The organism is Streptacidiphilus melanogenes (genome assembly GCF_000787835.1).
GTDB lineage: Bacteria > Actinomycetota > Actinomycetes > Streptomycetales > Streptomycetaceae > Streptacidiphilus > Streptacidiphilus melanogenes.
Genome location: NZ_BBPP01000010.1, coordinates 1 through 12,419, shown reverse-complemented (window position 1 = coordinate 12,419; position 12,419 = coordinate 1). Strand labels below are relative to the sequence as shown.

The 12,419-nt window shown below is 72.9% G+C and carries 11 protein-coding genes; 7 read left to right on the top strand and 4 right to left on the bottom strand.

The genetic code is table 11. The features are described 5' to 3' along the window. Nucleotides 1–63 precede the first annotated feature (63 nt). The 4 genes from TR49_RS13555 to TR49_RS13540 are packed head-to-tail and all read left to right on the top strand — an operon-like array spanning nt 64 to nt 4,310. Complete coding sequence (locus tag TR49_RS13555) at nt 64–858, top strand: NUDIX hydrolase (RefSeq protein WP_042381348.1); 795 nt, start codon at nt 64–66, stop codon at nt 856–858. Then, nucleotides 855–1,952 carry a BUD32 family EKC/KEOPS complex subunit gene (locus TR49_RS13550; protein WP_042381341.1) on the top strand — a complete coding sequence of 366 codons (1,098 nt, stop codon included), beginning with the start codon at nt 855–857 and terminating at the stop codon, nt 1,950–1,952. Before TR49_RS13555 ends, TR49_RS13550 begins: the two co-directional genes overlap by 4 nt. 49 nt (nt 1,953–2,001) lie before the next feature. Beyond that, nucleotides 2,002–3,012: a hypothetical protein gene (locus TR49_RS13545; RefSeq protein WP_042381340.1), complete on the top strand. Its 1,011-nt coding sequence runs from the start codon at nt 2,002–2,004 to the stop codon at nt 3,010–3,012. After that, nucleotides 3,009–4,310 (top strand): adenylosuccinate synthetase, encoded by a 1,302-nt coding sequence (locus TR49_RS13540; protein WP_236653351.1) that lies wholly within the window; start codon nt 3,009–3,011, stop codon nt 4,308–4,310. The genes TR49_RS13545 and TR49_RS13540 overlap by 4 nt, the downstream gene beginning before the upstream one ends. A gap of 343 nt (nt 4,311–4,653) precedes the next feature. Here TR49_RS13540 and TR49_RS13535 read toward each other — a convergent pair whose 3' ends face one another. Then, nucleotides 4,654–5,610 (bottom strand): S16 family serine protease, encoded by a 957-nt coding sequence (locus tag TR49_RS13535; protein ID WP_042381337.1) that lies wholly within the window; start codon nt 5,608–5,610, stop codon nt 4,654–4,656. A 172-nt stretch (nt 5,611–5,782) separates the two neighbouring features. Between TR49_RS13535 and TR49_RS13530 the strand changes: the two genes are divergently transcribed. Then, on the top strand, nt 5,783–7,780 hold the full coding sequence (locus TR49_RS13530) for an acetoacetate--CoA ligase (RefSeq protein ID WP_042381335.1): 1,998 nt from the start codon (nt 5,783–5,785) through the stop codon (nt 7,778–7,780). A gap of 106 nt (nt 7,781–7,886) precedes the next feature. Here TR49_RS13530 and TR49_RS13525 read toward each other — a convergent pair whose 3' ends face one another. Next, on the bottom strand, nt 7,887–8,696 hold the full coding sequence (locus TR49_RS13525; RefSeq protein WP_042381333.1) for a methyltransferase domain-containing protein: 810 nt from the start codon (nt 8,694–8,696) through the stop codon (nt 7,887–7,889). Nucleotides 8,697–8,842: 146 nt separating this feature from the next. Between TR49_RS13525 and TR49_RS13520 the strand changes: the two genes are divergently transcribed. Next, nucleotides 8,843–9,844 (top strand): EamA family transporter, encoded by a 1,002-nt coding sequence (locus TR49_RS13520; RefSeq protein WP_042381331.1) that lies wholly within the window; start codon nt 8,843–8,845, stop codon nt 9,842–9,844. Between the two features lie 26 nt (nt 9,845–9,870). Here TR49_RS13520 and ptsP read toward each other — a convergent pair whose 3' ends face one another. Both ptsP and TR49_RS13510 read right to left on the bottom strand, forming a co-directional pair. Further along, a complete protein-coding gene (ptsP, locus tag TR49_RS13515) occupies nt 9,871–11,541 on the bottom strand; it encodes a phosphoenolpyruvate--protein phosphotransferase (protein WP_042381330.1) in 1,671 nt (556 codons plus the stop codon). A 50-nt stretch (nt 11,542–11,591) separates the two neighbouring features. Next, nucleotides 11,592–12,041, bottom strand: coding sequence for a PTS sugar transporter subunit IIA (locus tag TR49_RS13510; protein WP_042381329.1), 450 nt, complete (start codon nt 12,039–12,041; stop codon nt 11,592–11,594). A gap of 148 nt (nt 12,042–12,189) precedes the next feature. Between TR49_RS13510 and TR49_RS45500 the strand changes: the two genes are divergently transcribed. Beyond that, the coding region (locus TR49_RS45500) for a hypothetical protein (RefSeq protein ID WP_236653350.1) at nt 12,190–12,419 on the top strand (230 nt) is incomplete at its 3' end.

Here is a 12,419-nt window from a genome sequence, read left to right as displayed (position 1 = left end):
TACTCGATCTGAGAACAACTAGCACAGGACCACGAAGACCCTGACGACAGCAACGGAGCGACGATGAGCCGGCCGCCCGCGCGTCCTGACGACGAGGCCGCGTTTCTCGCCGCCTACGACCCGCGCGAGTTCCCGGCGATCGCGTTGACCGTCGACATCGTCGTGCTGACGATGCGTCAGGGTCGGCTCAACGTGCTGCTCGTCGAGCGGGCCGCCCCGCCGTTCCAGGGCTGCTGGGCGCTGCCGGGGGGCTTCGTCAAAGCCGGGCAGGAGGACCTGGACGAGGCGGCCGCACGGGAGCTCGCCGAGGAGACGGGGCTGAGCGCCGGCGCGCTGCGCCGCGTGCACCTGGAGCAGCTCGGCTCGTACGGCGCGCCGCGGAGGGACCCGAGGATGCCCGTCGTCTCGGTGGCCTACCTGGCCTTCGCTCCTGATCTGCCCGATCCGCGCGCGGGCGGCGACGCCGCCCGCGCCGCATGGACCCCGGTCGTCGGTCTCCACGGGGGTGGGACCGGCGACCGGCAACTCGCCTTCGACCACGCGCAGATCATCGCCGACGGGTTGGAGAGGGCCCGCGCCAAGCTGGAGTACACCCCGCTGGCGACGGCCTTCCTCGCACCGGAGTTCACCGTCCCGGAGCTGCGCGCGGTCTACGAGGAGATCTGGGGCGAGAAGCTCCACCCCGGCAACTTCCACCGCAAGGTGCTCTCTGTGCCGGGCTTCGTGGAGAGCACGGGGGAGACCGCCGAACGGGGCGGCTCCCGCGGCGGACCCCGGGCCCGGCTCTACCGAGCCGGCGACGCCCGGCTGCTGCACCCGGCGCTGCTGCGCCCCGACCGCGAGGAGGGAGTCCGTTGAGCGAACCACCCTGGTGGGCGGCGGCGAGTCGGCCACCCGACCCGCCCCGGCCCCGCACCTTCGACGAGGCGCTCGCCGCGCTCGCGTCGGTCGGCACTGCGGAGGAGCTCTTCGGTTCCTCCGCCGCGCCTGACGCCGCCGCACGCCGCTACCGCCGCCTGGCCCGCCTGCTCCACCCGGACACCGCGCCGCCAGGGCGCCGCGCCGAGGCCACCGCCGCCTGCGCGGCCCTGAACCGCCTGCGCGCCGCCCAACACGGCGTTTCTGAACGAACACTGACGACACGCCGGCACACCTACCGGGTCGGCGAAGAGCTGGCCGCAGGCGACGTCGCCACCCTCCGCGCCGCCTGCAGCCGCCCCCGTACGGGCAGCGGCCCCGCGTTGGACGCGGTCCTGAAGACCCCCTACGCCCCGGCCGACAACGACCTGATGGAACGCGAGGCCCACGCCCTCGCCTGGCTCGCCCGGCACGGCCAACCGCGCTTCCGCAGCTACGTCCCGACGCTGCTGGAGAGCTTCACCCACGTGGACCCGGCCGACCCGGCCGCCGTGCCCCGCCGGGTCAACGCGCTGCTGCGGCTCGACGGCTTCCTCACCCTGGCCCAGCTCCGCACCGCCTTCCCCCACGGTCTCGACCCGCGCGACGCCGCCTGGATCTGGCGCCGACTGCTCGTCGCCCTCGGCCATGCGCACCGCACCGGCGTCCGCCACGGGGCCGTCCTGCCCGAGCACGTGCTGATCCACCCCGGCGAGCACGGCCTGGTGCTGGTCGACTGGTGCTACGCCACCACCGGCGCGCCCGCCGCCGCGCCCGCCCTGGTCGAACGCCACCGCGATCGCTACCCGCCCGAGGTGGCGGCGCGCCGGCCCGTCACCGAGGCCACCGACATCCACCTCGCCAGCTCCTGCATCGCCGAACTGATGGGTGACCAGGCGCCGTCGCCGATGCGGAGCTTCCTGGCCGGATGCATGCTCCCGGCCGAGCCCCGCCGTCCGCACGACGCCTGGCGGCTGCTCGCCGAACTCGACCAACTGCTCGAACGCCTCTACGGCCCGCGCACCTTCCGCCCACTGCGCCTGCCCGCCGCCTGAACCACGCCGCGGCCCGCACGACTTCACGATCCACAACGGGGAGAACACCATGGGAAGCGGACGCTGGGACACCGACGTCTACACCGCCGCCGCCGACTACCGTGCCGCGCACGGCATCGGCGCCTTCGACTACAGTGACCGCGCCCGCCGCGGCCCGCGCCACGACTGGCGCGCCCACCCGGACCTCGACCCGCTCGGGCTGGCCGTCCGGGAGAGCCGCGACAGCGACGAGCACCCGGACTCCCAGGCCATCGCCGTCCTCTTCGACGTCACCGGCTCCATGGGAACCGTCCCGCGCGTGCTGCAGACCAAGCTCCCCGAACTGTTCGGCCTGCTGCTGCGCAAGGGCTATGTCCGCGACCCGCAGATCCTCTTCGGCGCGATCGGCGATGCCACCTGCGACCGGGTGCCGCTCCAGCTCGGGCAGTTCGAGTCGGACAACCGGATGGACGACAACCTCGGCTGCATCTTCCTCGAGGGCGGGGGCGGCGGTCAGATGAGTGAGTCCTACGAGCTCGCGATGTACGCGATGGCCCGTCACACCGCCATCGACTGCCACGAGAAGCGCGGCCGCCGCGGCTACCTCTTCATCATCGGCGACGAACTCCCCTACGGGCAGGTGTCCGCGGCCCAGGTGCGGGAGGTCTTCGGCGAGCGCGCCACGGAGGACATCCCGCTTTCGGCGCTGCTCGACGAGCTGAAGCGCCGCTGGGACGTCTACTACATCCTCCCCGCCGGATCCTCCTACGTCGGCAACGACCAGGTGCTCGGCCGTTGGCGCACCCTGCTGGGCAACAACGTCATCGAACTCGACGACCTCGACGCCGTCTGCGAGACCATCGCGGTCGCCATCGGCCTCGCGGAGGGCGCGATCGACCTCGACGAGGGCATCGAGGACCTCGCCGACATCGGCTCCCGCGCGGGTTCGACCGTCGGCCGGGCGCTGGCCGAGGTGGCCCGCGGCACCGGCCAGGTCGCCGTCTCCGGCGTCTCCCTGCTGCCCCGCGACGGAAAGGGCGGCGACGCAGGATCCAACAGCACGGGAAACACCCGGCTGTGAACATCCGTCAGCGGCACGCCGTCGTCGTCGACCTCGGGTTCGGCGACGCCGGCAAAGGCGCCACCGTGGACCGCCTGTGCCGGTCGATGGGCGCGACCACCGTGGTCCGCTTCAACGGCGGCGCCCAGGCGGCCCACAACGTGGTCGCGGACGACGGACGGCACCACACCTTCGCGCAGTTCGGCTCCGGCAGTCTCGTCCCCGGGGTGCGCACGCACCTGTCCCGCTTCGTGCTCGTCGACCCGCTCGCGCTGGCCGCGGAGGCCCGCCACCTCGTCGACATCGGCCACCCCGACCCCTTCGGCGCCCTGACCGTCGACCGCCGCGCGCTGCTGACCACCCCGTACCACGCCGCCGCGAACCGCCAGCGCGAGCGGGCACGCGGCTCCGGTCGCCACGGCTCCTGCGGCATGGGCATCGGCGAGACCGCGGCGTACGCGCTGGCGCACCCCGAGGACGCGCCCACCGTCGGGGACAGCGCGGTCCCGGCGCGGCTGGCCGGCCTCCTCTCGCTGTTGCGGGATCGGCTGGCCGGGCAACTCGGGCTGCCCGCGGCCCACCTGGGGCCGCCGGTCGAGGACTGCCTGACCGCGTACCGCGCGTTCGCGCAGGCGGTCCGCTTCACCGACGAGGAGCACCTGGCGCGCATGCTGCGACGCGAGCGGGTCGTCTTCGAGGGCGCGCAGGGCGTCCTGCTCGACGAGTGGCACGGCTTCCACCCGTACACGACGTGGTCCACGACCACGTTCGCCAACGCGAGGACGCTGCTGGCGGAGTCGGGCGCGGCGGACGACGCGCTGCGGCTGGGCGTGGTCCGCAGCTACACCACGCGCCACGGTCCCGGCCCCCTGGTGACGGAGGACGCCGCGCTGGACGCGGTGCTCCCCGAACCCCACAACGCGAGCGGCCCCTGGCAAGGCGGCTTCCGCCGTGGCCACTTCGACGCCGTGGCCCACCGCTACGCGCTCCGCGCAGCCGGGGGCGCCGACGCCCTCGCCGTCACCCACCTCGACGCCCCCGCCCGCGCGCACGGCCTCCGCCTCTGCGACGCCTACGACTTCGCAGGCGGCGAGGTCCGCGACCTGACCCCGGCACCCCCGGGCGACTTCGACCGCCGCCAGCGCCTCACCGACCACCTGCTCCGCGCCCACCCCGCCCACCTGACACGCCCACCCCACTGGGCCGGCGCGATCAGCGAAGCCCTCGCCCTGCCACTCCTCCTCACCTCCCACGGCCCCCGCACCGGCGACGCGACCTTCCTCCCCGGCCCGTGCTCTGCTCTCGCCCAGGCAGGCTGACGGACGGCGTCCATGCGACCGGGCCCCCGGCCGGGGCGGCGGGCACCGGCCTCCCGTGCTCGCGGCCTTCGCGCGGCGCCGTCGTCCCTCGCCGAGGCGGGGCGACGGGCGGGACCGCCCGATATGTGCGACCCGGCCTCGGGCCGGGGCGGCGGACATGGAGCGCCCGTGCTCGCGGCCTTCGCGTCGTGTGCCGCCCCCGCTCTCCCCGGCGGGTTGAACGCGCGGGCGGCCCGGCTGTGGGCCGGTGTTGGGCGTCGAGCTTGCGTGCTCGCGGCCTTCGCCCGGCGCGTCGGCGGCGCTCAGGTGGCGCCGGGCGGTCCGGAGAGGGGCCTACGGGATGTCAGGCCGGCGGGACGAAGGTCTTGAGGGCGTGCCGGGCCAGAGCCGCTCGGAGGGCTGTGTCGAGGTCGGGGGCGAAGTGCAGCTCGAGGCCCTTGCGCTGCTGGGCCTGCGCGTGCGCCGGGTCGGAGCCGTTGCCTGCCGGGGCGACCAGGTGCGTGGCGTAGCCCTTCCGCGCGGCGTCCTCGCGCTCGGGGAAGCCCGTGACGGGCTGGAGCGCGCCGTCGGCGGTGAGCGCGCCGGTGAGCGCCATCTCGGCCCGGACCAGGTGCCCACCCAGCACGGAGACCAGCCCGGCCGCGATCGCGAGCCCGGCCCCGGCCGCGTCCTCCGGCGTCGCGTGCCGTGGAATGTCCCCGTACGGCTCCTCCACCGTCACGTCGTGGTGGGCGAACCAGTCCGACGCGAGCTGCGGGAGCAGCTGCGCCGCCCGTCCGCGTACCGCGGCCACCGCCGCCTCCGCGGTCGCGCCGAAAAGTGCGCCCAGGCGCCCGCTCGCCGTCACCTTGCCGCGGCCGCGCTGCACCATCACCGCGACCGGCAGCAGCTCGCCCGCGACCGGCGTCCAGGCCATGCCGAGGCGCTGGTCGTAGCGGTGACCGAGCAGGTCGGCGTGCGCCAGGGCGTGCATCTTCCCCTGGACGTCGGCCTCGTAGTCGACGACCACCTTCGCGTGGTCCGCCGGGTCGTACCAGACGGGGACGGAGCCGCCCTGGAGCGGGAGCGTGTGGATGCGGGTGAGCACCGTGGCCTCGAACGGCGGTTCCCCGGGGTTCCTCGGCACCACGCGGAGGTGCATCCAGCAGTCCATCCACGAGGCCGTCAGGTCGTCGTCGGTGGCCCACATCGCGCGCAGGTGGTTGCCGCCGCCGACCGTCTTGACCGAGAGGATCTCGGCGGCCGCCGACCGGCCGTGCTCGCGCAGATGGTTCAACCGGTTCGTGTGTTTGAACAGCATGGGCGTCCCCCCTCACGGGCCGCCTCCGCCGGGCGGCGCAGCACAGCTTACGAGCAAAGACACCACGGGTTGCCTGGCGTGCCGACCCGCCTTCGTGGCAGATTCTGCACAGGCGTTCCCCACCCTGCCCACCGGCGTGCAGGGCGCCTGAGCTCGGAGGCACGCACAGCGCATGAGCAGCGACGAGATCACTCCTCTGTGGCAGCCCGACCCCGCACGAGCGGCTGCTTCCCGGCTCGCCGCATTCCACCGCTTCGCCGCCGAGTACTACGGCGCGCCCAAGCCGCTGGCGGACGGGAAGCCGGAGACCGACTACGCGCAGTTCCACCGCTGGTCCGTCGAGCACCTCGACGTCTTCTGGAGCGCCCTGACCCAGTGGTTCGACGTCCGGTTCACCACCACCCCCAGCGCCGTCCTCGGTGACACCTCGATGCCGGGCGCCGAGTGGTTCCCGGGCGCCCGCCTGAACTACGCGCAGCACGTGCTGCGCCACGGCGAGGACCCGCACAACGCCGACACCCCGGCGATCCTGCACGTCGACGAGGGCAGCTCCGAGCCGCGCGTCACCACCTGGTCCGAGCTGCGCCGCCAGGTCGGCTCGCTCGCGGCAGAGCTGCGCGGCCTCGGCATCGGTCCGGGCGACCGGGTGGCCGCCTACGTGTCGAACGTGCCGCAGGCCGCCGTCGCCCTGCTGGCGACGGCCGCCGTCGGCGCGGTGTGGACCTCGTGCGCGCCCGACTTCGGCGCCCGCAGCGTGCTGGACCGGTTCCAGCAGCTCGAGCCCGTCCTGCTCTTCGCCGTCGACGGGTACCGCTACGGCGGCAAGGAGCACGACCGCACCGAGGTCGTCGCCGAGCTGCGCCGCGAGCTGCCGTCGCTGCGCCACGTCGTGCACGTCCCGCTGCTCGGCACGGGCGCGCCGGAGGGCGCGCTGGAGTGGGAGGCGCTGACCTCCGCACCGGCCGTGCCGGTCTTCGAGCAGCTGCCGTTCGACCACCCGCTGTGGGTGCTGTACTCCTCCGGCACCACGGGCCTGCCGAAGGCGATCGTGCAGAGCCACGGCGGCATCACCGTCGAGCACCTCAAGCAGGCGGGCCTCCACCTCGACCTCGGGCCGCAGGACCGGTTCTTCTGGTTCACCTCCACCGGCTGGATGATGTGGAACTTCCTGCTCGCCGGTCTCCTGGTGGGCGCGAGCATCGTCACCTACGACGGCAGCCCCGGTTACCCCACCACGGACGCGCAGTGGCGCATCGCCGCCGCGACCGGCGTGACCGTCTACGGCACCTCCGCGGCCTATGTGATGGCCTGCAAGAAGGCCGACGTGCACCCGGGCGACGAGCTCGACCTCTCCCGTCTGCGCGCGATCGGCACCACGGGCTCGCCGCTGCCCCCGGACGGCTTCCGCTGGATCTACGACGAGATCAGCTCCGACGTCTGGCTCGCCTCCGTCAGCGGCGGCACGGACGTGTGCAGCTGCTTCGTCGGCGGCGTACCGACGCTGCCGGTCCACCTCGGCGAGATCCAGGCACCGAGCCTCGGCGCGGCCGTCGAGGCCTGGGACGCGAGCGGCAAGCCGGTCGTCGACGAGGTCGGCGAGCTGGTCGTCACCAAGCCGATCCCGTCCATGCCGATCGGCTTCTGGAACGACCCCGAGGGCGTCCGTTACCGCGAGAGCTACTTCGAGATGTTCCCGGGGGTCTGGCGTCACGGCGACTGGATCACCGTCACCGACCGCGGCAGCGTCGTCATCCACGGCCGCTCCGACTCGACGCTGAACCGCCAGGGCGTGCGGATGGGCTCGTCCGACATCTACGAGGTCGTCGAGCGCCTGCCGCAGATCAAGGAATCCCTGGTCATCGGACTGGAGCAGCCGAACGGCGGCTACTGGATGCCGCTCTTCGTCGTTCTCGCCGAAGGCGCGGAACTCGACGACGAACTGCGCACGGCGGTGCGGGACGCCCTGCGCACCCAGCTCTCGCCGCGCCACGTCCCGGACGAGATCATCGCGGTGCCGGCCCTCCCGCATACCCTGACGGGCAAGCGCATCGAGGTGCCGGTCAAGCGGATTCTGGGCGGCACGCCGCTGGAGAAGGCGGTCAACCCCGGCTCCGTCGACAACCCCGACGCCCTCCGCATCTTCGAGCAGTACCGCCAGGCCCAGAGCTGAGCCCTGTCAGGGGCGCGAGGAACTGAGCGGGAATCCACCGGCGTGCGGATGGTCGTGCACGTTGCGGACCGTCCCCACGCCGGTGGCTTCTCGCGCCCCTGCCGGGCTATGCCCGGTACAGCAGCTCGCCGTGCAGCACGCTGAGCCAGCCGCGTTCGTCCGCCGCCCATGCGCGCCAACCCGCGCTGATCCGTTCCAGATCCGCGCGGGTGGCGAAGCCGTCCGCCTCCGCCTGCTCGGCGATGCCGGAGGCGACGATCCGTTCCGCCCACATGCCGCCCCACCACGCACGGTCCTCGTCGGCCGCGAAGCACCACGTCGACGAGGAGGCCTCGATGTGCGCGGCATCGAAGCCGGCCTCCAGCGCCCACGCCCGCAGCATTCGCCCGGCGTCCGGCTCGCCCCGGTTCGCGCGCGCCACGCGGTGGTACAGCGCATTCCACTCGTCCAGCTCCGGCAGCGCCGGGAACCAGGTGAAGCCGGCGTAGTCCGAGTCCCGTACGGCGATCACACCGCCGGGACGGCAGACGCGGCGCATCTCACGCAGCGCCCGCACGGGGTCGGCGACGTGCTGCAGCACCTGGTGCGCGTGGACGACGTCGAACGACGCGTCCGGGAAGCGCAGGGCGTGCACGTCGGCCGTCAGGAAGCGCACCCCGGCCGACTGCGGCACGGCCTGCTCGGCCTGTGCCAGCACCGCCGCGGAGCTGTCCACCGCCGTCACCAGCCCGGCGCCCACGCGGTCGGCCAGGCCCGCCGTGATCGTGCCCGGTCCGCAGCCCACGTCCAGCAGCGTCAGGCCGGGCTTGAGCTCCGGCAGCAGATAGGCGGCTGAGTTCTCCACCGTGCGCCACCGGTGCGAGCGCAGCACCGAGGCGTGGAAGCCGTGTGTGTAGTGGTTCTGATGATCGGTCATCTCTACCTCCAGTCACGACGCTAGATCACGTCTCATACATCGAGAAGAGTTGTCTTGTGATGCGAGACGTCGACGACATACCCGTAGCGGAGGGACGCTCCCTTGCGCCACGATGCGGTGTACAGACCCGTCAGAGAGGTACGCACATGACGCGTGACGCGGCCGCCGCCTCGACCCGCACCGGAGCCACCGCCGCCCCCGCCCACTCCTCGAGCCAGTCCACCCGTCGACCGCAGGCCATGCTCTGGACCGGCCTCACCATCGTCTACGTGGTCTGGGGCTCGACCTACCTCGCCATCCGCATCGCCGTCGAGACGATGCCGCCGTTCCTCTCCGCCGCCATCCGCTTCCTGGTCGCCGGCCTGCTCCTCGCCGGGATCGTCGCCTGGCGCTCCGGCCCCTCGGCTCTGAAGATCGACGCGCGCCGCCTCGCCACCGTCGTGCTGGTCGGGCTGCTCCTGCTGGTCGGCGGCAACGGGCTCGTCGTGCTCGCCGAGACGCACATCCCCTCCGGGCTCGCCGCGCTCCTCGTCGCCAGCGTCCCGCTCTGGGTCATCGTGTTGCGCACCCTGTTCGGGGACCGCCCGCGCGCCGCCACCTTCGGAGGCGTCCTGCTGGGCTTCTGCGGCCTCGCCGTGCTGACCCTCCCGGGCAGCTCCGGCAGCGTCCGGCTCACCGGGATCGTCCTGGTGCTGGCCGCCTCGATGCTCTGGTCGATCGGGTCCTTCGCCTCCTCCCGCCTGCCGATGCCGGCCAACCCCTTCACCGCCAGCTCGTACGAGATGCTCGCCGGCGGCCTCGGCGACCTGGCGCTCGGCCTGATCCGGCACGAGCACCTGCACCCGGGCGCGGTCAGCACCAGCTCCTGGCTCGCCCTCGCCTACCTGGTGGTCTTCGGCTCGATCATCGCCTTCAGCGCCTTCGCCTGGCTGCTGCAGAACGCCCCGCTGTCCCTCGTCGCCACCTACGCCTACGTCAACCCGGTCGTCGCCGTGGGGCTGGGCTGGCTGATCCTCTCCGAGCCCGTCACCTGGTCCATCGCGCTCGGCGGCGCCGTCGTCGTGGCGGGCGTCTTCCTGGTGGTCAGCACCGAGGCCAAGACCAAGCAGGCCCCCGTCCCGAAGGACGAGGGCCCGACCCGGGCGTAACCCATGGGATCCGCCTTGTCCCGGGGTCACTCCCCGGACAGCACCTGGTTCGCCGCCGCACGCGCGTCGGACGCGTTGTCCGTCGCGCGAGCGGCCGCCGCGGCGCGCTCGCACTGCGCGAGTGTGACCTTGGCCAGCTTCGCCCGCACATAGGGGATCGAGGCCGCGCCCATCGACAGGCTCGTCGCACCGAGACCGGTCAGCACACACGCCAGCACCGGATCCGCGGCCGCCTCGCCGCAGACACCGCAGCTCTTGCCCGTCGCCTTCGCGGCCTCCGCCGCCATCGCGATCAGGTCCAGCAGCGCCGGCTGCCACGGATCCTGCAGCCGTGCCACCGCGCCCACCTGGCGGTCGGCCGCAAAGGTGTACTGCGCCAGGTCGTTGGTCCCCAGCGAGAGGAACTCCACCTCCTGCAGGATCGAGCGCGCCCGCAGCGCAGCCGAGGGGATCTCGACCATCGCGCCGAACTTCGCCTGCAGCCCCGCCCCCCGGCACGCGTCCGCGAAGGCCCTCGCGTCCTGGCGGTCGGCCACCATCGGCGCCATGACCTCCAGGTGCACCGGTAGGCCCTCCGCCGCGCGGGCGAGCGCCCGCAGCTGCGAGGCCAGCACCTCCGGGTGCTCCAGCAGCGTCCGCAGACCGCGCACGCCCAACGCGGGGTTCGGCTCGTCGGCAGGGGTCAGGAACTCCAGCGGCTTGTCCGCGCCCGCGTCCAGCACCCGCACGACCACGCGGCCCTCCGGGAACGCGTCCAGCACCCTGCGGTATGCCTCGACCTGAGTCTCCTCCGACGGCGCCTTCTTCGAGTCGTCCAGGAAGAGGAACTCCGTGCGGAACAGACCGACGCCCTCGGCCCCCGCCTCGACCGCCGCCGGCACGTCCGCCGGACCGCCCACGTTCGCCAGCAGCGGCACCCGATGTCCGTCCGACGTCCGGCCGGGGCCGGTCGACGCCGCCAGCGCGGCCTTCCGCTGCTCCGCCTCGGCCCGCAGCGCCTCCTGCGTCGCAAGCGGCGGCTCCACGATGACGGTGCCGGTGCTGCCGTCGACCGCGACCAGCACCCCCTCGGCCGTGCCGGTCGCGCCGGGCAGCGCGACCACGGCCGGGACGCCGAGCGCACGGGCCAGGATCGCGCTGTGACTGGTCGGCCCGCCCTCCTCGGTCACGAATCCCAGCACGAGCGTCGGATCCAGCAGCGCGGTGTCGGCCGGAGCCAGGTCACGCGCGAACAGGACGTAGGGCCTGTCGCTGTCCGGCACACCCGGCATCGGCACACCCATCAGCCGCGCCACGATGCGGTTACGCACGTCGTCCAGGTCCGCTACGCGTCCGGACAGGTAGTCGCCGGCAGCCGCGAGCAGCGCCCGGTAGGCGGCGAAGGCGTCGTAGACGGCGCGCTCCGCCGAGCTGCCCACGGTGGTCCGCCGCTCGACGTCCGCCATCAGCTCCGGGTCCAGCGCCATCAACGCCTGCGCCTCCAGAACCGCCTGCGCCTCACCACCGGCGAGATTCCCGCGCGCCTGGAGATCGGCGGCCACGGCGTCGACAGCCTGCTTGGCCCGCGCCCGCTCACGCGGCCCGTCCTCGGCGGGGATCTGCCTGGCCTCGGGTTCCAGCACCGCCGTCCCCATGTGCCGCACCTGGCCGATCGCCACGCCGTGGCTCACGCCGACGCCCTGCAGGGTCTGTGTCATCTCACCGGTCTCCGCTTTGAGTCTGCGTGGAAGGGCTGCGTGCCGCTTCGCTACTTCCAGGTGAAGAGCGTGTCGCCCGTCGCGAGCCGACCCGTCTCCGCCACATCCGACAGCTGGTCGGCCGTCGCCTCCAGCGCCACGACGGGACAGATCGACGACTTGCCGGCCGCCTCGACCGCGGTGGGGTTCCACCGGATGACGGGCTGACCACGCTTTACGGTGTCGCCCTTCTCGACGAGCAGGTCAAAGCCCTCGCCGTTGAGCTGGACCGTGTCGATGCCGAGGTGGGTCAGCACGCCGTGGCCCTGGTCGTCGAGCACGACGAAGGCGTGCGGGTGCAGGGAGACCACGGACCCGTCGACGGGGGAGACCGCCTCCCCCGGACCGGGCTCCGGCTTGATCGCCGTGCCAGGACCGACCATCGCGCCGGAGAAGACCGGGTCGGGAACGTTCGCGAGCCCGATCGCCTCGCCGGCCAGCGGGGACGTGACGGTCGTCATGGATGAGCCTCCTCGTCGAGTGGCGGAGAACCCGCGTGCGGGCCACGCGGGCCCGCATCGCTGATCAGCCTAAATCATGTCAATCCGGACAGCTGGGATCCCAAGAGGTCTAGACCACTATCCGACTCGTCGACTGTACGTCATCCGGGTGACCAGCGCCGATTTGCTCCCCGACGCGGAGGTGTGTAACTTCTTCGTTGTGCCCGGCGCGGTCCGGGCAAAACCCCTGAAGAACGGCGCGGAAAACGCCTCGTTCCTTGAGAACTCAACAGCGTGCCAAAAGTCAACGCCAGTTACTTTTGAGAAACAAATTTCAGCGAGGACGCTGTGTGCAAGCCTGCTCATTCCGGCGGGCGTTGCACCGCTCTACGCGAATGT